The organism is Marivita hallyeonensis (assembly GCF_900129875.1).
Classification (GTDB): Bacteria; Pseudomonadota; Alphaproteobacteria; order Rhodobacterales; family Rhodobacteraceae; genus Marivita; species Marivita hallyeonensis.
This window is the reverse complement of sequence record NZ_FQXC01000004.1, coordinates 26,676-47,218: the sequence shown is the minus strand read 5'-3', so window position 1 is coordinate 47,218 and position 20,543 is coordinate 26,676. Positions and strand designations below refer to the sequence as shown.

The 20,543-nt window shown below is 61.3% G+C and carries 16 protein-coding genes; 10 read left to right on the top strand and 6 right to left on the bottom strand.

Annotation, left to right across the window (positions count from 1 at the left end; all coding sequences use genetic code 11):
• Nucleotides 1–96 precede the first annotated feature (96 nt).
• On the top strand, nt 97–1,647 hold the full coding sequence (locus BUA42_RS13075) for a helicase HerA-like domain-containing protein (protein ID WP_072778532.1): 1,551 nt from the start codon (nt 97–99) through the stop codon (nt 1,645–1,647).
• Between the two features lie 62 nt (nt 1,648–1,709).
• Nucleotides 1,710–3,524 (top strand): ABCB family ABC transporter ATP-binding protein/permease, encoded by a 1,815-nt coding sequence (locus BUA42_RS13070; RefSeq protein WP_072778531.1) that lies wholly within the window; start codon nt 1,710–1,712, stop codon nt 3,522–3,524.
• Nucleotides 3,525–3,548: 24 nt separating this feature from the next.
• On the opposite strand, the gene BUA42_RS13065 is transcribed toward BUA42_RS13070, so the two are convergent.
• On the bottom strand, nt 3,549–7,316 hold the full coding sequence (locus BUA42_RS13065) for an efflux RND transporter permease subunit (RefSeq protein ID WP_084066225.1): 3,768 nt from the start codon (nt 7,314–7,316) through the stop codon (nt 3,549–3,551).
• Nucleotides 7,313–8,617 carry an efflux RND transporter periplasmic adaptor subunit gene (locus tag BUA42_RS13060; protein WP_072778529.1) on the bottom strand — a complete coding sequence of 435 codons (1,305 nt, stop codon included), beginning with the start codon at nt 8,615–8,617 and terminating at the stop codon, nt 7,313–7,315. The genes BUA42_RS13065 and BUA42_RS13060 overlap by 4 nt, the downstream gene beginning before the upstream one ends.
• 334 nt (nt 8,618–8,951) lie before the next feature.
• On the opposite strand from BUA42_RS13060, the gene BUA42_RS13055 reads away from it, so the two are divergent.
• From BUA42_RS13055 to BUA42_RS13035, 5 genes are all read left to right on the top strand, one after another.
• Entirely contained in the window at nt 8,952–9,608 is a 657-nt protein-coding gene (locus BUA42_RS13055) for a hypothetical protein (protein ID WP_072778528.1), read from the top strand.
• 49 nt (nt 9,609–9,657) lie between these two features.
• Nucleotides 9,658–10,983 (top strand): PQQ-binding-like beta-propeller repeat protein, encoded by a 1,326-nt coding sequence (locus BUA42_RS13050; protein ID WP_072778527.1) that lies wholly within the window; start codon nt 9,658–9,660, stop codon nt 10,981–10,983.
• 67 nt (nt 10,984–11,050) lie between these two features.
• Nucleotides 11,051–12,502, top strand: coding sequence for a ribosome biogenesis GTPase Der (der, locus tag BUA42_RS13045; RefSeq protein WP_072778525.1), 1,452 nt, complete (start codon nt 11,051–11,053; stop codon nt 12,500–12,502).
• 74 nt (nt 12,503–12,576) lie between these two features.
• Nucleotides 12,577–13,284 (top strand): DUF5765 domain-containing protein, encoded by a 708-nt coding sequence (locus BUA42_RS13040; RefSeq protein ID WP_072778524.1) that lies wholly within the window; start codon nt 12,577–12,579, stop codon nt 13,282–13,284.
• Nucleotides 13,285–13,329: 45 nt separating this feature from the next.
• Nucleotides 13,330–14,025: a DUF2306 domain-containing protein gene (locus BUA42_RS13035; RefSeq protein ID WP_072778523.1), complete on the top strand. Its 696-nt coding sequence runs from the start codon at nt 13,330–13,332 to the stop codon at nt 14,023–14,025.
• Here the strand turns inward: BUA42_RS13035 and BUA42_RS13030 are convergent.
• Both BUA42_RS13030 and BUA42_RS13025 read right to left on the bottom strand, forming a co-directional pair.
• The gene (locus tag BUA42_RS13030) at nt 14,007–15,119 is read right to left on the bottom strand and encodes a lipase family protein (RefSeq protein WP_084066224.1); all 1,113 of its coding nucleotides are present in this window, start codon (nt 15,117–15,119) and stop codon (nt 14,007–14,009) included. The genes BUA42_RS13035 and BUA42_RS13030 overlap by 19 nt on opposite strands.
• Nucleotides 15,120–15,252: 133 nt before the next feature.
• Nucleotides 15,253–17,019 (bottom strand): PQQ-dependent methanol/ethanol family dehydrogenase, encoded by a 1,767-nt coding sequence (locus tag BUA42_RS13025; RefSeq protein WP_072778520.1) that lies wholly within the window; start codon nt 17,017–17,019, stop codon nt 15,253–15,255.
• Between the two features lie 189 nt (nt 17,020–17,208).
• Between BUA42_RS13025 and BUA42_RS13020 the strand changes: the two genes are divergently transcribed.
• The gene (locus tag BUA42_RS13020; protein ID WP_072778519.1) at nt 17,209–17,754 is read left to right on the top strand and encodes a hypothetical protein; all 546 of its coding nucleotides are present in this window, start codon (nt 17,209–17,211) and stop codon (nt 17,752–17,754) included.
• Between the two features lie 12 nt (nt 17,755–17,766).
• Here BUA42_RS13020 and BUA42_RS13015 read toward each other — a convergent pair whose 3' ends face one another.
• A complete protein-coding gene (locus BUA42_RS13015; RefSeq protein ID WP_072778517.1) occupies nt 17,767–18,177 on the bottom strand; it encodes a c-type cytochrome in 411 nt (136 codons plus the stop codon).
• Nucleotides 18,178–18,335: 158 nt separating this feature from the next.
• Here BUA42_RS13015 and BUA42_RS13010 point away from each other — a divergent pair, with 158 nt between their 5' ends.
• Nucleotides 18,336–19,310 carry an ABC transporter substrate-binding protein gene (locus BUA42_RS13010; RefSeq protein ID WP_072778516.1) on the top strand — a complete coding sequence of 325 codons (975 nt, stop codon included), beginning with the start codon at nt 18,336–18,338 and terminating at the stop codon, nt 19,308–19,310.
• A gap of 6 nt (nt 19,311–19,316) precedes the next feature.
• The gene (locus tag BUA42_RS13005) at nt 19,317–19,982 is read left to right on the top strand and encodes an ABC transporter ATP-binding protein (protein WP_245819013.1); all 666 of its coding nucleotides are present in this window, start codon (nt 19,317–19,319) and stop codon (nt 19,980–19,982) included.
• Here BUA42_RS13005 and BUA42_RS13000 read toward each other — a convergent pair.
• On the bottom strand, nt 19,979–20,533 hold the full coding sequence (locus tag BUA42_RS13000) for a tetratricopeptide repeat protein (protein WP_245819012.1): 555 nt from the start codon (nt 20,531–20,533) through the stop codon (nt 19,979–19,981). The two genes, BUA42_RS13005 and BUA42_RS13000, sit on opposite strands and share 4 nt — an antisense overlap.
• Between the last annotated feature and the right edge of the window lie 10 nt (nt 20,534–20,543).

Genomic DNA, 20,543 nt, shown 5'->3' with positions numbered 1-20,543 from the left:
ATCAGAGGATCAGCTTGCGTCGGGCAAAAACATACTGGCAGCAAAAGGTTAAGTTTGTATGTTCGAAGTCCAGATGCAGGGACAAAGGGAATTCTCATGGAAAACGGTGTCTTCGTTGGTGGCGGTGGAGAGGACTATGCGGTCAAGCAGTGGCTACGGCTGGACTACGCGAACCGCCATGGTTTGATCGCCGGAGCGACGGGCACCGGCAAGACGGTGACGCTGCAAATCCTGGCCGAAGGGTTCTCCGCGCAGGGCGTGCCGGTCTTCATGGCGGATGTGAAGGGCGACCTGTCGGGGCTCGCCAAACCGGGCAGCGCCGACTTCAAACTGCATCAACCGTTCACGGATCGCGCGGCAACCATCGGGTTCGAAGACTACGCTTACACCAGCTTTCCGGTCACCTTCTGGGATCTGTTCGGACAGCAGGGCCATCCGATCCGTACGACGGTGGCCGAGATGGGGCCGTTGCTGATCTCGCGCTTGTTGGAACTGAGCGAGGCGCAGGAGGGCATTCTGAACATCGCGTTCCGTGTCGCCGATGAGGAGGGCCTGCCGCTGCTGGACCTGAAGGACCTGCAATCCATGCTGGTCTGGCTGGGTGAGAATCGCGAAGATGTTTCGCTGCGGTATGGCAATATCTCGGTTCAGTCCGTGGGCGCGATCCAGCGACGTCTGCTCGTTTTGGAAAACCAGGGTGGCGCGGATTTCTTTGGTGAACCGGCGCTCGAGTTGCGAGACCTGATGCGCACCGACGCCAATGGGCAGGGCCAAATCAACATCCTCGCGGCAGACAAGCTGATGGGCGCGCCACGCCTCTACGCGACGTTCCTGCTATGGCTTCTGTCAGAGCTGTTTGAAGAACTGCCCGAGGTGGGCGATCCGGACAAACCCAAGCTCGTGTTCTTCTTCGACGAAGCGCATCTGCTGTTCGAGGACGCGCCCAAAGCGCTTGTGGACAAGGTGGAGCAGGTGGCTCGCCTGATCCGTTCCAAAGGAGTTGGCGTCTACTTCATCACGCAGAACCCCGACGATATCCCGGAGGATATTCTGGGGCAGCTGGGCAATCGCGTGCAGCACGCTTTGCGGGCGTTTACCGCGCGGGACCGGAAAGCGTTGCGCATGGCGGCGGAGACCTATCGCGAAAACCCGACTTTTGACACCGAAGAGGCCATCCGCGAGGTGGGCGTTGGTGAGGCGGTGACCTCGATGCTCGAACGCAAGGGTATTCCGGGCATGGTCGAACGCACGCTGATCCGTCCGCCCTCGTCACAGCTTGGCCCGATCACGCCGGCAGAGCGCGGCGGTATCGTGGGGGCCAGCGATCTGGGCACGAAATACGCTGACACGCTCGATCGGAACTCCGCCTTTGAGATGCTGGCCGAGCGGACTGCAAAAGCGGCGCAGGAGGCAGAGGCCGCCGAACAGAAAGAGGCCGATCTTGATGCCGCAATGCGCGAATACACGGCGGGACGCCGTTATACCGGCACCCGGGTCGGGCGGTCCACCGCGCAACCGACGCGCCGCGCCCGTCGCGGTGACAGTTTCGGAGAGGCGATGGCAAAGGTGGTGGTCAAGGAACTGAAGGGCACAACCGGGCGTCGCATCGTCCGGGGCATTCTAGGCGGGCTTTTCAAGGGCCGGTAATCGCTGGTTCTTCCGGTCTCGCCGGGCTAAGTGCAGAAGCACAATTACGACGAAGGCCCGGAATGCCCGCAGACATCACGACCGACGCAGAAATCGCCGCCGACGAACGTCGGTCGGGCGTCCGTACGATCCGCAAGGTCGGACCGTACTTGTGGCCCGACGACAAGCCTTGGGTGAAAAGACGGGTCATCATCGCGCTGACCTGTCTCGTGCTGGCGAAAGTCGTGAACGTGATGGCACCGCTTTTGTTCGGGCAGGCGGTCGATGCGCTTAGCGGGGAGGCGTCCGACCTTCTTCTGGGTGGGATCGGTCTGACACTGGCCTACGGGTTCGCGCGGCTCATGAATGTCGGTTTTCAGCAGCTGCGCGATGGCGTCTTTGCCCGCGTTGGGCAGCGCGCCCTGCGGTCACTTGCGATTGAGACCTTCACCCATATCCACCGCCTGTCGATGCGCTACCACATCACCCGCAAGACAGGCGGTCTGAGCCGGATCATCGAACGTGGGGTAAAAGGCGTCGATTTCCTGTTGCGCTTCATGCTGTTCAGCGTCGGCCCGCTGATCCTCGAACTGACGCTCATCATGGGCTTCCTGTGGTTCCTGCTCGACATTCGGTACATGGTGGTCGTTCTCGTCACCATCGTCATTTACGTCTGGTTCACCTTCAAGATCACCGAATGGCGTGTGCGCCTTCGACGCGAGATGAACGAGCAGGACACCGATGCGAACCAGAAGGCCATCGACAGTCTGCTCAACTTCGAGACGGTCAAGTATTTCGGGGCCGAAAAGCGCGAGGCGGACCGCTACGACCAGTCGATGGAGGCGTATGAGGGCGCGGCAATCAAGACGGCCACGTCCTTGGCGATGTTGAATTTTGGCCAGAGCCTCATCATCACCGCAGGGCTGATCACGGTTATGGTCATGGCGGCGCTTGGCGTTCAGAACGGCACGCTGACGGTGGGCGATTTCGTGATGGTGAACGCCTACATGATCCAGATCACCATGCCGCTGAACTTTCTCGGCACGGTGTACCGGGAAATCCGGCAGAGCCTCGTCGACATGGGCGAGATGTTCGATCTGCTCGAACAGCCGCAAGAGGTGTCCGACAAACCCGCCGCGCCGGATTTGAACGTGACGCAAGGCGTGGTGCGCTTCGAGGATGTGCGGTTCGGTTACGACTCGGCGCGGCCGATCCTCAAGGGCGTGACGCTGGACGTCGGTGCGGGACAGAACGTGGCGCTCGTGGGACCGTCAGGTTCGGGCAAGTCGACCATCGGACGGCTGTTATTCCGGTTCTACGATGTCAACGACGGCGCGGTTCGGATCGACGGGCAGGACGTGCGGGATGTCACGCAGGACAGCCTGCATGACGCGATAGGCGTGGTGCCTCAGGACACGGTGCTGTTCAACGATACCATCCGATACAACATCGCCTACGGTCGTGCGGGTGCGACAGAAGGCGAGATCATCGAGGCGGCGCAGGCGGCACGGATCCACGATTTCATCCTGTCGCTGCCTGACGGCTATGACACGATGGTGGGCGAGCGGGGTCTCAAACTGTCCGGCGGTGAAAAGCAGCGTGTGGGCATCGCGCGCACCCTTCTGAAGAACCCGCCGATACTGATCCTCGACGAGGCGACCTCGGCTCTGGATTCCGAGACGGAGGCGTCGATCCAGGGTGCGTTGAAACGTGCGGGCGAGGGGCGCACGGTGATCACCATCGCGCACCGTTTGTCGACCATCGCGGATGCCGATCGGATCGTTGTTCTGGAGGATGGGGTGGTCGTCGAAGAGGGCACGCATGACGCGCTTCTGTCGCGAAACGGTCGCTACGCGGCACTCTGGAACCGGCAGATGCAGGAAGAAGAAGCAGCTTGAGACGCCAAGCCAATTCTTAAAGGCTTACTCTGCGGCTTGGACCGGTGGCTCTCCGTCCTGGCTGCGGCTGCGCTTGAGAACCTTCTTGAGGTCTTCGAGCTTGGGCGCTCCGGACGCGCCGTCTTCGTAATCCGTGCCGGGTGTTTCGTCGTCGTCCCAGAGGATCGTGGGTGATTTGACCTTGCGAGCGGCGCGCTGCAGCGCCCAGTCGCGGCCGGCGCGGCTTGCGCGACCACCCCCGAGACGGGCCAGCAGACGGAATCCCCACAGCGCATAGGTTGTGAACCAGACGCGGAGCGCCAGCATGGACGGGGTGAAGACGAGCGTCAGGACAGTCGCGATGCCCAAGCCGAACACGACGGCGGTCGCCAATTGCTTCCACCAGAGCGCGGTGGGGCTGTCGATGGAATAGCCGCCGCCGAAGAAGTCGAGGCTGAGACCGAACATCATCGGCGCGAGACCGGCCATCGTGGTAATTGTGGTCAAAAGCACCGGCCGGATGCGGTCCTCGGCCGTCCGAACGATGGCCTCGATCCGCGGCATGTATCGTGCGTATTCCTGATAAGTGTCGATCAGCACGATGTTGTTGTTCACCACGATTCCCGCCAGCGCGACGATCCCAGTCCCTGTCATGATGATCGAGAAGGTCTGATCCATCACTAGCATGCCGATCAGTACGCCTGTGGTGGAGAGGATCACGGCAAGAAGGACCAGTACCGCGTTATAGAAGCTGTTGAACTGGGCAAGCAGAATGATGAACATCAGCCCAAGTGCCGCCGCGAAGGCGTTGCCGAGGAAAGCCTGGCTCTCGGCCTGTTCTTCCTGATCACCGGTCCATTCGGTCTGCACACCCGGCAACGGATCGGTGTCGAGCCACGCGTTCAAAACCTCGATCCGTTCGTTGGCGTTCACTGAGACCAGCCGCGCGCCTTCGTCGATGGCGGTTTGAATGCTGTCGGCGGTTGCGCCGGTTTCTGAGGAAAAGAGCGAATAGGTGTCACCGTTCGATCCGGTGATCGCACCGGCTTCGGCGCTTTCAACGATGGCGAGGACTTGGTCGCCGTCGGGACCAGCGGTCACAACCTTGCTCAGGCCCACCAGAACATCCGCCTTCACATCGAAGTACCGCTTCTGATCGACACGGTTGATCTCGGCCAGTTTGGCCACCGGCTGTCGGCTGATGAAGTTGGACAGCGGAACAAGACCGTCCTCGGTGCGCACGCGCAGCGTATCGAGGGTGGAGAGGTACCGGTCCTCCTCGGGCAGACGCACGCGGATGTCGATCTCCTCGTCTGAGGTGTCGACCCGCATCGTGTCGAGGAGGATGCCGCGCGTCACAAGCTGCACCATCGCGCCGACCGTCGCCACGTCCGCGCCGTAGCGCCCGGCCTTTTCGACATCGACGTCGATCTGCCAGTCGATACCGGGCAGGGGGCGGGTGTCTTCGATCAGGGTCAGACCGGGGGTCGTCTCGAATTTCTGCCGCGCCGTTTCGGCGGCGGTGTGCAGTGTGTCCCAGTCATCCGCCTTGAGCCGCAGGTGTACCGGCTTGCCACTGGCAGGACCCTGTTCGAGACCTTTGATCTCAACCTCGATCCCCGGCAACCGGGCCGCGGCGGCGTTCAACTCTTCAATAACGATATCGCCATCGAGCTCTGGCCGGTCGGCGCGGTCTTCCCATGGGATGGTTTCGAACTGGACCTGTCCGATGGTGTCGCCAGGGATGGATGCGCCGCTGGCATCGGTGTTCAACCCTCCGTCGCCCGCAAACGAGAAGGCGTTGATCACGCCGGGATGCGCCAGCACGATATTCTCGACCCGGCGGACCAGCGCGTCTTTTTCATCGAGGCTCAGGTTGCCGCGCGCGCGCACGTAGGCAATTGCCTGTTCGGGTTCGGACTCCACGAAGAATTCGACGCCGTTATTGTTCTCGCCGAAATAGGTGAAGACGCTGAAGACGAAGCCCAGAACCGCGGCGCCAGCGACCAGCGGCATGATCGGATTGCCGGCGATGAACTTGATGAAATAGCCAAAGAGGGTGCGGCGACGGCGGCCATCGACGCGGGTGCGCTTCCAGTGGACCGAAGCCGCGTCAAGCACGATGGACGCCAGAACCGAACCGATCAGGAACAGCGCAACGCCCGGGAGATGCGCGAGGAGACCTTCGCCAATGGGCGGGAAAAGGAACCCCGGTTCCAAGAGCATCATTGCGCCGAGAAACAGCATGGTCAGCACAACAGGCACCATGGCCGCACGCACCAGCCAGGGCAGCTTGGCTTGCAAGGCCAGAGACGCGTTGTCGAGCAAGCGGGAAAAGCGCCCGGTCACGCCGCCCATGACGGGCAAATAGACCAGCGCCACGACCAGCGAGGCGGACAGGACGAAGATCAGCGTCACGGGCAACATGCCCATGAATTCACCCGGCACACCGGGCCAGAAGAGCATCGGCAGGAAGGCGCAGAGCGTGGTTGCGGTCGAGCTGACCACCGGCCAGAACATCCGCTTGGCGGCTTCGACATAGGCGTGCATCGGGCCGGAGCCTTCCTTGATGCGTTTGTCGGCATATTCGACGACCACAATCGCGCCATCCACCAGCATCCCCACCGCGAGGATCAGGCCGAACATCACGATGTTCGAGATGCTGACGCCCATCACTGTCAGGAAGACAAAGCAGAGAAGGAAAGAGGTCGGGATCGCGAAACCCACGAGCAAAGCCGCCCGCAGACCAAGCGCCGCAAGCACGACAATCATCACCAGCGCCACGGCTGTCAGGACAGAGCCTTCGAGCTGGCGCACCATGCTGTCGACGATGCGCGACTGGTCGTTGGAGCTTCCTACCTCGACGGCAGCTCGCAATTCCGGCGGCCAGTTTGCTTCCGCCGCCGCCACTTCCTCTTTCACGAGGGTTGCCGTGTCGATCAGGTTGAAGCCCTTGCGTTTGACCACCTGAAGGGCGAGCGTCTTCTCTCCGTTGAACCGGGCCGTGCCTTGGCGGTCTTCGAAAGTGAGGTTGATGGTCGCCAGATCACCGAGGGTGACGACGCGGTCGCCGTTGACCTTCACGGGCAGGTCGTAGACGTCGGTCTGGTCATCGAAACTCGACGGGATCTTGACGGAGAACGTGCCTTGTTCGCTGCGCAGTTCGCCAGCCGCAATGAGCTGGTTGTTGTTCTGAACCACCCGGATCAGTTCATCCGCCGTCACATTGTAACTTTCGAGCTTCAGCGGATCGATGATCACTTCGAGCATCTCGTCGCGGTTGCCTGCGAGACCCGCTTCGAGCACGGGTTCGAGCGATTCAAGACGATCCTGCAAGTCCTTCGCGACCCGCGCCATCGTGCGCTCTGGAACCGGTCCGGTCAGGTTGACGATGATGATGGGAAATTCAGAGAAATTGATCTCGTTGATCGAATATTGCTCTGCGCCCGTTGGAAAGCTCGACTGCGCCTTGTTCATCGCATCGCGCACATCTGCCATGACCTGGGTCTTGTCCCAGCCAAACTCGAATTCGAGCGCAACACCGGCATAGCCTTCTGCCGCGGTGCCAGACATTTCTTTCAGACCGTCCAGATCAGCTAGCTCGGTCTCCATCGGCCTGACAAGCAGCGTTTCACTGTCCGCGGCAGAGATGCCGGGAAACTGCACCGACACGAAAAGTGCCGGAATTTCGATGTCCGGCTCACCCTCCTTGGGCAGACCGACATAGGCCGCCGTGCCAATCGTCAGCGACAGCGCGATGAACGCCAGAACCATCCGCGCGCGTTCGGCGGCCCAGTCGACGATACCGGTCATTGGATGACCTCTTCAAAACTGGGGGCGACCGCCACGCCGTCGGTGACGAATTCCTGCCCAACGGTGATGACATCCACCTGATCGGGAAGACCGCTCACATAAATGCCTTTCGGTGCATCACGCAGGACGGTGACCGGCATGAAAAGCGCTTGGGACTCCGCGTCGATGGTGCGCACGCCCAGCGTGCCTTCATCGTTCAGCGTGAGAACCGAAGCCGGAAGGATGTGCGCCATGACGCCCTGTGCTTCGATCAGGATCTCGGCCGTTTGTCCGTCCCGCAAGGACAGCTCTGGGTTTGGAACGGTCAGCTCGACCCGGAAGGTGCGGGTGGTGGGATCGGCCGAGCGCGACAGGAACGTGACGCGCGCCATCACGTCGTCCTGATTGCTCAGGCGGGCCCCGGCGCGCGCGCCTACCTCGACGCGATTGACCTCGGCTTCGGGGACGAAGCCGACAACCTTGATCGGATCGAGTTGAATGATCGTGGCGCATAAGGCACCGGGCTGCAAAAGCGTGCCCAATTCCGCTGTGTCCGTCTCCAGCAGCCCGGCGAAGGGTGCGCGAATTTCAAGGCGTTCGATCTCGGTCTCCGCGCGGGCCACGGCAGCTTGGGCGGTTTCGACGGTTGCGGTCAGACCGTCGAGACCGGCTTCCGCGGCCTTTACACCGGCTTCGGCGCTGACAATCGCGGCTTGCGCGCTTTGTACCGAAGCTTCGGTATTGGCGACACGGGTTTGGCTGGCGAACCCGCCTTCACTGAGGCGCATCGCTGCCCGCGCGTTGATATTGGCTTCCTGTAATCTGGCTTCCGCTTCGACAAGACGCGCTTGTGCTTCGGGAATGCGCGCCTCGATCTCGGGCCGACGGGCAATCGCCTCGGCCAGCCGGGCTTCGGCCTCGGCCAGCGACGCTTCACTCGTGCCGGGATCCAGAGCGCACATGAGCTGATCCTCCTGCACGAAGGCGCCTTTGCGCAGGGGTTCTGAAATCACCTTGCCGCTTGTCTCGGACAACACGGACACTTCTCTTGCGGCCTCGGTTTCGCCGCGCAGACGGACTTGCGTTTCGATCTCTTGGGCAACGGACCGCGTGGCCATGACGCGCACAACGCCCTCGGGCAGATCGTCTTCTGCGGCCTCGGGAGCAATGGCTTCGACGGTCTCTTCCGAGACTGCCTCTTCCACAGCCTCTTCCCGAGGGCTCAGATCACGTACGATGGCGAAAAGGCGGTCGCGTTCGATGACAATGCCAAACAGCAGAACCGCAACCAATACAGCGGTGATAATCGGTACAATGCGCATCAGAAGAACCTTCTGCTTCTCGTCTGTTGGGCGTGGCCGGCGGACCCGATCCTTTTACGAACGCCGCACGCCTGCGACCTGCTTGGCGTGCGGTGAACTGATTAGTTTAGTTTACGCATCGGTCAATCCGATTTCAAGGTGAACCGATCAGTTCACTTTTAAGTGCAGTTTTCCGGTTCCCGTCATGCGTGAAAATTCAGCAGCTGTCCACGCATCACGTGAACTCCTGCCGAATCTGTGCCCAAAAACCACCGCTTGGCACCTGTGCCGCTCCGCTGTATGACAAGCGCCAAATCCGGGGCACGCGACGCGCGACCGAGACAGGAGCAGACGGGTGAGCGAGACAGACAGCTTTATTGAAGAAGTCACCGAAGAGGTGCGCCGGGACAGGCTTTTCGCGCTCATGCGGCGATACGGTTGGATTGCGGTCCTCGCAGTGCTTTTGCTGGTTGGTGGCACGGCTTACAGAGAATATATGCGCGCGGCCGAGGCGTCACGGGCGCAGGCGTTCGGCGATGCGGTTCTTGCCGCGCTCGAAAGCGACGACGCGGCAGAGCGTGTCGCGGCGATGTCGGCCATCGAAGCGCCGACACCGGCGGCGACGGCTGTCCTCGACATGCTGATCGCAGCGGAACAGTCCCTGCAGGGCGAGGGTGCGGAGGCTGCAGAGCGACTGAACCAAACTGCGACAAACGGCGAGTTGCCCGAGATTTACCGGCAGATCGCCAGCTTCAAAGCTCTGACACGACCCGAAAATCCGATGACCGCTGATGAACGCCGCGTTGCCTTCGAAGCGATGGCCGCGCCGGGCGCGCCGTTGCGGCTCTTGGCCGAGGAACAGCTTGCGCTTCTCGATATCGCAGCCGGCAATGTGGACGCCGCAACGGACCGTCTGACTGCCATTCTCAGCGACGTGGAAGTCACGCCGGGCTTGCGCCGACGCGCATCTCAGTTGATTGTGGCGCTGGGGGGCGAGCTTGAGGCGTCCTGATTGGTGACACAACGCGCACCGGGCTGACAAAAAAGACGAGGGCAGGGCAGTGCAAACGAAAATTCTGGCAGCCAGCGTACTTGCACTCAGCGTGCTGTCTGCATGTACCGAACGCGAAATCATTCTGCCCGGCGAACGGCTTGGGGTGCGGGAGGTTCTGCAGGAGACCGGACCTGACGCGCAGGACCTTGGCAATGTGACCCTTGCCGCAAATGTCCCAGCCGCCGTCAACAACGGCTCTTGGGCACAAAGCCATGTCAGCCCTTGGTCGCGTACGACGAACGCGGCGCTGTCCAGCACGCTGACACCGGTTTGGTCAACGCCAATTGGGCAGGGCGACAAGCGCCGCGCTCGCATCATCACCGACCCCGTTGTGGCGGACGGACGGGTGTTCACCGTCGACAGCGCCGGACGGGTGACCGCCACGTCGACGAATGGCGAAGCACTTTGGACCTACAGCCTTGTCCCGCTGCGCGATGACGCAAGTCAGGCTTTGGCTGGCGGACTGGCGCACAGCAACGGACGTCTTTACGTGACGTCTGGTTTCGGGACGCTTACCGCGCTGGATGCGTCATCGGGGACCGAGATCTGGACGCAACGCCTGCAGAACGGTGCCACCGGTGCGCCAACCGTGTTTGGCGGTCTGGTCTATGTGGTCGCTGGCGACAGTACGGCCTGGGCGATCGAGGAAGAGGACGGTCGTGTCCGCTGGGAATCCGACGGTCTGGGCGATGTGGGCAACGTGGCAGGGGCGGCGCCGCCTGCCGTGAACAACACCCATGTCGTCTTTTCCTTTGGCAGCGGTGCTGTTCAAGGCGCGTTCCGTCAGGGTGGATTGCGCCTGTGGAGCGCCGATATCGTTGGCGCGCGGCGCGGCTTCGCCATCGCGCTGGTGGATGACATCACGGGCTATCCGGTCATCGACGGCAACACGGTCTACGCAGGCAATCATTCCGGCCGTGTCGTGGCGCTCAATATCAATTCCGGCGAACGGCTCTGGACCGCGCAGCACGGTGCGCTTGAGCCTGTATGGCCTGCCGGTGGGTCCGTATACCTTGTGTCCGACCTCAACCAGCTCATCCGGCTTGACGCGACAGACGGGACGCAGATTTGGGCCGTCGATCTGCCGGGGTACGAACCGGTCAGACGCCCACAGCGCCGCCGCGACTCGGCCTTCACCAACCACGGGCCGATCATGGCCGGTGGACGCTTGATCGTGGCCTCGTCCGACGGGGTGATCCGGTCCTTCGATCCGGCATCTGGCGACCTAATCTCCGAGACGCCGATCCGCAGCGGGGCAACCACCAGACCGGTGGTGGCCAATGGCACGCTGTATGTCGTCTCCAAGAACGGCACTTTGCACGCTTATCGCTGACCCCTTTCGCAGGCGCGGCAAATGCGTTAGGCGTCCGGTCTGATTTGAACCGGAGCCGCGTGCCGCCATGTCCTTCACCCTTGCCATCGTCGGGCGCCCAAATGTGGGCAAGTCGACCCTGTTCAACCGGCTGGTCGGAAAACGGCTTGCGCTGGTGGATGATCAACCTGGCGTGACACGCGATCTGCGCGAGGGTGCCGCACGGCTTGGGGACCTGAAGTTCACCGTGATCGACACGGCGGGCCTTGAGGAAGCGACAGACGAAAGCCTGCCGGGCCGGATGCGCAAGCTGACCGAGCGGGCGGTCGATATGGCCGATGTCTGCCTGTTCCTCATCGACGCACGCACTGGTGTCACGCCGACGGATGAGGTCTTTGCCGAGATCCTGCGCAAACGCGCCGATCACGTGATTGTTGGTGCAAACAAGGCCGAAGGCAACGCGGCAGACGCGGGCGTGCTGGAAGCCTACGCCCTTGGGCTTGGCGAACCGCTGCGATTGTCAGCCGAACATGGCGAGGGCATGCCAGAGCTTTACGCCGTTTTGCAGCCGATCGCTGATGAGTTCGACAAGCGCGCCGAGGCAGATGCGCCCGAAACCGAGGTGGATGTCGAAGACGATGATCCTGACGCGCCGCGCCCGATCACAGCCGCGAAGCCACTGCAAATCGCGGTGGTCGGACGACCCAACGCAGGCAAGTCGACGCTGATCAACCGGATCATCGGCGAAGACCGCCTTCTGACCGGTCCAGAGGCGGGGATCACCCGCGACGCAATTTCCGTGCAGACGGAGTGGGACGGCGTCCCGATGCGCATCTTCGACACGGCCGGCATGCGCAAAAAGGCCAAGGTGCAGGAAAAGCTGGAGAAGCTTTCGGTCTCGGACGGGTTGCGCGCGGTCAAGTTCGCCGAGGTGGTGGTCGTATTGCTCGATGCTGCGATCCCGTTCGAAAGCCAGGACCTGCGCATCGCCGATCTGGCGGAACGCGAAGGTCGTGCGGTGGTGGTCGCGGTGAACAAATGGGACGCTGAAGAGCACAAGCAGGACAAGCTGCGCGAGTTGAAGGAGGCATTTGACCGCCTTCTGCCACAGCTGCGCGGTGCGCCGCTCGTCACCGTCTCGGCGAAGACGGGGCGCGGCCTCGACCGTCTGCACGCGGCCATCCTCAAGGCGCATGATGTGTGGAACCGCCGGGTCACGACGGCGCAGCTCAACCGCTGGCTTGCCGGAATGCTGGAACAACACCCACCGCCCGCGCCGCAGGGCAAGCGGATCAAGCTGCGCTACATGACGCAAGCGAAGACGCGACCGCCCGGCTTCGTTGTGATGTGTTCGCATCCCGACAAACTGCCCGACAGCTACCGCCGCTATCTTGTGAACGGGCTGCGCGAGGACTTCGACATGCCAGGCACGCCCATTCGCCTGACGATGCGCGGGCAGGGGGACAAGAACCCCTATAAAGGGCGCCGCGAAAAGAACGCGGGTGCCCTCAAAAAGCACCTCGGCAAAAACCGCACCTAGTCAACGCGCCGATTTCCCGTGACAGGCGGCGGGCTGGTTTGCTTAACTCAACCTCCCAATGGGAAGGTGATCGCATGTGCTGGAGTGAAAGCGCCTCGGTGGCGATGGTGGCGATCGGCGGAGGCGCGACGATCTACACGGCGTTGCGCGGCGAGCCCAAGGCGATCTGGCTGACAATAGGCTACTTCACGGCGATGGAGGGGTTGCAGGCCGTCGGATACGGCGTTGTCGATCAGTGTGGCGAGCCGGGCAATCGTATCGTCACGCAGCTGTCTTACCTGCACATCGCGTTCCAGCCCTTTTTCATCAACGCTTTTGCGATGGCGATCGCACCTGTGGCCGTCAGTCCCCAAATGCGCCGTTTGGTGTACGGGCTCTGCGCTGTTGCTTCCGGGTTTTTGCTGCTGCGCCTGGTTCCGCTTGATGCGGTTGGTCCGTGCCAAGCGGGCGACATCCTGTGCGCCGCACAGTGGTGTCTGGTGTCTGGCGAGTGGCATATCGGCTGGCAAGTGCCCCTGAACGACCTCTGGCGCGGTATTGGAATTCCGGTGCAATTCCCGGCCTACATGGCGGCGGCGTTTCTCTTGCCGCTGGTTTACGGCGCGTGGCGGTTCGCCCTGTTTCACGCCACGGCGGGACCGTTCCTTGCCTCTATCTTGACCGGAAACCCGTACGAGATGCCCGCCATTTGGTGTCTGTTTTCTATCGGGCTGCTGTTGATCGGTGTCAGCCCGGCGATTCGCACCCATGTCTTCAACGCGCGCGGGGCGGTTGCGGCCTAGACTGTCGCAACTGGCGCGAATGGTACGGCACGCTAACTGCTCCCCATGCGCCCTATCGTTCCCACGATCGCTCTGCTCATCCTTGCGATAAACACGCTGTGGTTTGTCGCCTACTCGGCGCAACTGGGCGTGCAGGGTCTGTTGTCGGACGCGCCGACAGACCTGTCGCTGGTGTTCACGGAAAACGCCACGGTGGCAAACGCGAGCCTCGCGGCGCATATGGTGGCAGGCGCGGTTCTGACCATCGGTGCACCGTTGCAGGCCCTGCCGATCGTGCGACGGCGTTGGCCCCGAATGCACCGCCGGGGCGGGTACACCTTGTTCGTGGCAGCTGTTGTTACGGGGATCGGAGGGCTTGGCTACATCGCACTCACCGGCACCATCGGCGGGCGCTGGATGGATGTCTGGTTCGCGATCTACGGCGTCCTGATCATGCTCGCCGCCGCAAACACCGTCTATTTCGCCATCGAGAAAGACAGGCAGCGCCACTTCCGCTGGGCCGTGAGGTTGATCATCCTTGCGGTCGGCTCGTGGATTTACCGCATGCACTACGTGATCTGGTACGCCCTCACCGACGGTGCGGCTTCAAACGACGCATTCACCGGGCTGTTCGATCAGATCCAGGTCTTTGCGTTTTTCCTGCCGTACCTGCTGATAGCCGAGATCGGTCTGCGCTTGTTTCACGTTGAGCAGCGTTCGAGACCTGTATCAAAGTCTAGCTCTCAACCACCCAAATCATGAACCCATCCCGCAGAGTAGGGATCGCGATCCTCGACCAGAATGTCGTAGTATCGTTCTTTGAAATGGTTTCGAACACTGTCGCCGAGATGTAGGGCCGAAATGACAAAAACGACGATCAGGTATGCTCCGATGAAAGGAAGCCAGACTGGCATAGTCACAAGTGTAAGGGCGCGGAGCATGGTTTGACGTTCTGGCGGCCTGGACCCAAGAATTCGGTCGGATGCAGGTAGGTTCTCGATGGTGTCGGTAGGAGAAGCTTTGCCGATGGAAATGAAGACCCGGTGATTGGACTCCATCGATGTCGGAAGGGTTGCGCCGAGTTTTGCATCGGCCCTCCTCAGAAAACCAAAGAGACGACCCCACAATCCCTCACCACCAAGGGGCAGAATATCTCCGACATGTTTAAGGCCGGCTATCCCGGGCAGGGAAGTGACAATATCGTTTCGGTGTATCACACGCAGATTGCGATATCTTAGGCTTTCTGCGCCCAGTTCGTCCGGCAATTTCCGTTGTGCATAGCGATTTGCTTCGAAATTGAAGAAGACGGGTGGAGCGCCGAAGGTGATGACTTGCGCGATGGTGCCGGGATATCTGTCAAAGGCGTCGCGCGCGCACAACACCGCGATTGCACCGCCCAAAGAGTGACCGGTCGTTGCGATGTCATCGTAGTGACCTTCGTGTTGAACGAGCCAGTCAAAAACGTCAGGAGCAAGTTTTTCCCACTCCTGAACGAAGCCCCGATGAACACCCTCTTTCGGTAAAAAAGTCAGGTTTGCCACCCAGTCCCGAATCTCGTCGGATCCGCGAAAGAAGAGCCAGGCCCGACGGTCAATAATGCAGGCATATCCATGGGCCGTGCCACTGCGTCGGTCTTGAAGCTTTGAATAGTCTTTGGCGTGCAATCCTTCCAAGACCTTGCCCCTTTTGGCCGGATCATTTGTGTAGGCGCAGAGGCTAAGTTGTACGGCGGTTTCGGTATAAAAGTCCGGAACCGGGTCGCGCGGCACGTCCGATCGTGAGGTGATATCAGGCGGGCTCTTCCGCGTGGTGCGACTTTTGGAGCTCGACTTTTTGCTCGTTCGGAAGATGTCCATGCTGGAACGCCTCGAAGAATGCTTCGAAAAAATCCATGAAATATTAGATGAGTATGCGCGCCCTTGTCAGAGGTCGCAAGAAAAAGGGCGCGCCTGTCGGCGCGCCCCCCCAATCATCACTGTCCCTAAGTGATCAGTTGGCCGATGCCAGCTCTTTCGGCAGGCGGAACGTCCAGAGGGTGCCACCTTGGTTCAGGTAGTTGACCTTCTTGGCCACTTCACCACCCCAGAGCGGAACCGCGCCACCCCAGCCGGAGATGACCGAGACGTACTGTTCGCCGTTCTGTTCCCAGGTGATCGGCTGACCGACGATGCCGGAGCCGGTCTGGAACGACCACAGTTCTTCGCCGGTCTCGTCATCCAGAGCGATGAACTTGCCTTCCGGCGTGCCGAAGAACACGAGGCCGCCAGCGGTGGTCATCACACCACCCCAGAGAGGCGCGTCGTTCTTGTATTCCCAGACCCAGTCGCCGGTGTCGGGGTCGATCGCCTTGAGCGAACCGATATGGTCTTCGTAGTTCGGCTTGATGGTAAAGCCCGCACCAAGATAGGCCGCGCCTTTCTTGTAGGTGATCGGCTCGTTCCAGATATCCATGCCCCATTCGTTGGACGGCACGTAGAAGTTGCCGGTGCGCTGCGAGAACGCCATCGGCATCCAGTTCTTGCCGCCAAGGAAGGACGGGGAGGCGAAGATCACGTCACCCTTCTTGCCGTCGGCTGCCGCAGCCGGATCGCCCGGACGGTTGTCCTCGACAAAGATCGGGCGACCGTTCTCGTCGATGCCTTCGGCCCAGGAGATGTCCTTCACGAAGGGCGTGCCACTGATGAAGCCGCCGTCTTCGGCGTTCAGGACATAGAAAAAGCCGTTCCGGTCGGCGGTTGCCAGACGCTGCGATCCGTCGCGCGCGTCGAATGCCACGACCTCGTTCACACCGTCATAGTCCCAGCCTTCGCGCGGCGTGGTCTGGTAGTGCCACTTGATATCACCGGTGGCCGGGTCGATGCCCACGCGGCTGGCCGCGTAAAGGTTGTCGCCGGTGCCGTCGTTCATCTGACCCGCGTCGCGCAGCCAGCTGTTCCACGGGGCAGGGTTGCCCGCGCCGAAGATGATAGTGTCGGTGCGCTCGTCATAGGAGCCGCCCAGCCATGTGGCGCCGCCACCGGTTTTCCACATATCACCCGGCCATGTCGCGTTGAGCGTGCCGGTCATGGTGCTTTCTTCGCCGTTGAGCGTGCCCATGTGGCCTTCGATCATCGGGCGTTCCCAAACAAGGTCACCGGTGTCGACATTACGCGCCTGAACGGAGCCCACGATCCCGAACTCGCCGCCGGAGTTGCCGGTGACGACCAGATCACCCACGATCATCGGCGCGGCGGTGTAGGAATAGCCCGCCTTGTAATCGCCGATCTTGTCGCGCCAGACGACGTCGCCGGTCTTGGCGTCCAGTGCCACGATGCGCGCATCGAGCGTGCCGAAGATGACCTTGTCACCCACCAGCGCCGCGCCGCGGTTGATCACGTCGCAGCAGGGCAGAATACCTTCGGGCAGGCGTGCGTCGTACTGCCAAATCTCTTCACCGGATTCGACGTCGATCGCGTAGAGGCGCGAATAGGACCCGGTGATGTACATGATGCCGTCATAGACAAGCGGCTGTGTTTCCTGGCCGCGCTGTTTTTCACCACCAAGGCTGAAGGCCCACGCCGGGACAAGGTTTCTCACGTTGTCCTTGTTGAGCGTTTCAAGCGGCGAGTAGCGCTGAAGATGGCGGCCCATGCCGTTTGTGACGACCTGTTCGGTCATCGTTTGATCGTTGGCGATCATTTCCTCGGTCACACCGGCTGCAAACGCGCCGGAAGCGGCGAGGATGCTGGCTGTGACGGCTGCGACAAATCTGTTCATTCTGTTCCTCCCATGAACATACGGGTCTGCGGGTCCAGCTGCTGGCAAGTCGCAGCTTGACGCTCGCCGTCAGTATAGGGATGACAAAGAGTTGTTGTACGCGACTTGGGTCGTAAGACTAATACGCCCTTGACAGCCCCTTGCCGCAAAGCGCTTCGCTAGGAGAATCGAATTGCTCCGGAGGCGAAGGTGCGGCAAATCTTTCATATCTTGGCGATCTTCATGGTGGTGCTCGGCGCGCCCGTTTTTGCCCAGTCGCTGTCTGACGGAAGACATGCCGTATTCCTGGAAAGCGTTGGCGGGGACCGGATTCACATCGCCGATATTGACGTCAAAGATGGCGCTTATGCCGTTGATATGGCATCGGAACCCTTCTCTGACCATTTCTTGTCGATGCGCCCGTTCAAGTGCCTTGATGGGCCCGAGAAAACATGGTGCCACGTGCCGTACCCGTACGAGATCGCGCGGAATACCAGCGCTGATCTGACCGACCTCGAATACGACTTCCTATTCCTGTGGAAAGGTACCGGTGAATACGGGATCGATATGTGGAACGGCGTGTACTACCAGCTTGAACCATCCGCCGATGGCCGGTTCGTGGGTCGGTTGCACGAGATGAACATGGATGTCCTGTCGGTTCCGCCAGAGGCCGGAAACCTGCGCCCCATCCGCGAGGTCGATCTCGAACCCGGAGAACCGGACAGCCACTGGCTGCCGGTTCTCACCATAGAATGATCCGTGCGCTGATTACTCTGAAATCGCGGAATTGTCCTGCGTGGTGATCGACACGAGGTAGGCAAGGATGAAATCCTGAACAGTGCGGTCTGCAATACCGACATGGCGCATCTTGGTGCCCGGCATGAAGCCCGCATTGTCTTCCATCCAGGCCCGCAGCGCCGCTTCGGTCCAGACGATCCCGGACGCTTCGAGCGCGATCGAATAATCGTAGTTCTCGTAAGTGCCCGCGCCACGGCCCACGATGTTCTCAAGCGGCGGGCCGTATGAGTCACCCGTGGCATCGACCGCATGGCACCGACGGCATTCCGCTTCGAAGAGCGTCTCGCCCGCGTCGATCTTGACCTGCTGGAACGTGGTTTCGCTGGCAATGGCCGGAACGGCATAAAAGCTGGCAGCGGCAATAAGGGCAAAACGATGCATCGGGTGGTCTCCTTCAAAAAGCTGCGTCACCGTAGGAACCTGCGCGCGCCGCCAATATGATCCACATCAAGCCATTCGACCTTGGGCCACATCCTTTGGTCGTATTTTCGCGGAAAACGCCGCTGCTACTGTGTCCGCAGCCATTTTGGGAGGACATAATGAGCTTTATCTCCACCATCCGCGCGGCATCGGCCGCGCTTCTTCTTTGTGCCACCGCCGCCGTCGCAGAGACACCGGTTTTGCGCGCCGCGGTTCTGGAATACGGCACCGTGAATTGGGAACTCGACAGCATCAAGCATAACGGTTTCGACGCCGCCAACGGGTTCGAGCTTGAGGTGCAGGGTGTCGCGGGTGGACCCGCTGCCCAAGTCGCCTTTCAGGGCGGAGAGGCGGACGTGATCGTCTCCGACTGGCTCTGGGTCGCGCGTCAGCGGGCCGAGGGCAAGGATTACATCTTCATCCCGTATTCCAAGGCCGTCGGTGCCATGATGGTGTCCAGCGACAACCCGGCAACATCGCTTGCGGATATGAAGGGCAAGAAGATCGGCATCGCCGGTGGTCCGCTCGACAAAAGCTGGCTGATCCTGCAGGCCTATGCGGACAAGGTCCACGGGATGGACCTCGCGGCTGAGACCGAACAGGTGTTCGGCGCGCCGCCGCTGATCTTCAAGACCGCATTGCAGGGCGAACTGGATGGCGCGATCAACTTCTGGCACTTCCTCGCCAAGATGGAAGCGGGCGGGATGAAGCCCCTGATCACGGTCGACACCGCTGCACGCGAGTTGGGCCTTGATCCCGAGACACCGCTTTTGGGCTACGTGATGCGGGGCGAGATGCTGCGCGACAATCCCGAGCTGGTTCAGGGATTGGCCGCAGCCAGCCGTGCAACGAAGGACCTGCTGGCAACGTCGGACGCCGAATGGGATCGTCTGCGCCCGCGCATGAAGGCCAATAACGATGCGCAGTTCGAAGCCCTGAAAGCCGGCTTCCGTGCGGGCATCCCGGCCGACGCACCCGTCGATGAAGAAGCCGCCGGGCGGATGCTGGCCCTGATGGCAGAGCTAGGTGGCGAAAAGCTCATCGGTTCGGCCACAACCCTTCCCGAGGGCGTGTTCGTTCAGCCCGGAAGCTGAACTGTGGTGGGCAAACCGACCCTCAAACTGGTGAGCGATCGCGCCACACCGGAACCGGCGGTTCTTCCACCGCCGGTTCTTGCCGTGTCCCTGCAGGGCATGCGCTTTGACGAAAAGCCGGTGCTTGGCCACATCGATCTGCGTCTGAATTCGGGTGAAACGGTTGCTTTGACCGGTCCATCCGGTGTCGGCAAGACGACACTGATGCGGATCATCGCAGGACTTGAGGACCGGTTTGAAGGCCATGTCCGCCGACCGGATCGTATCGCGATGGTGTTTCAGGAGCCCACCTTGATGCCGTGGCGGACAGTTGCGGACAACCTCAGAATTCCCCTGAAGCTGTCCTCCCAAGCCATTGATATCGCTTTGGAGGAGGTTGGATTGGAGGGGCGCGGTTCCGCCTTCCCGAACCAGCTCTCCCTCGGTCAGCAAAGGCGCCTGTCGCTGGCGCGTGCGTTTGCGGGCGACCCCGACCTTCTGCTTCTCGATGAGCCCTTCGTCAGCCTGGATGCCGAGCTCGCGGACGAGATGATGACGCTGTTCGAAACCCTTCGCGCCAAGCGCAACGTGGCGACGCTTCTCGTCACCCACGCCAAGTCAGAGGCAGAGCGCCTCGCGACCCGCAGTCTGCACCTCTCCGGTCAACCAGCGACGCTGAAGCCCGCTTCTTAAAACGACGGCGCGTATTTCCAGTTGTCGGCATCGGGCGTGATTTCGTCGAGGTCGTAGCCTGCGCTTTGCAGGCGCTGCGCAACGACGAGCCCTTCGGACGCCGCTTCGTCGATATATTTCCGGCCCAACACTTCATCCCGCGCGATTCCGTGCCCGCGCATCAGGTTCACACCGTGGTTGAACTTGCCGACCCGGTCGCCAAGCTCTGCCGCCTGCCGGTCCCATTCGGCACTGGCATCGGGATTGTATTCCGCGCCGAGCCCGTTGTTGTCGAGCTGGCTCATCCACGTCATCGCCCCGGTATACCCGGCCTCGGCGCAGTTCTTGAACAGCATTCGTGCAGCTGCGTGGTCGCCGGACTTGGTCAGCATATATCCGGTCGAGCACAAAACCATGTCCGTCTCGCCATCCTCCGCGCGTTGCAGGAAAGACTGCCATGTCATCTCGTCCGGGTTGAGCACCCCGCCCGGATCGTCGTCTTCCGGATCAGCCGACGCGGCAGTGAAAGAGAGCGCAAAGGCGCAGGTGGCGAGCATCAAATGTGGTTTCATGCGGAAAGAC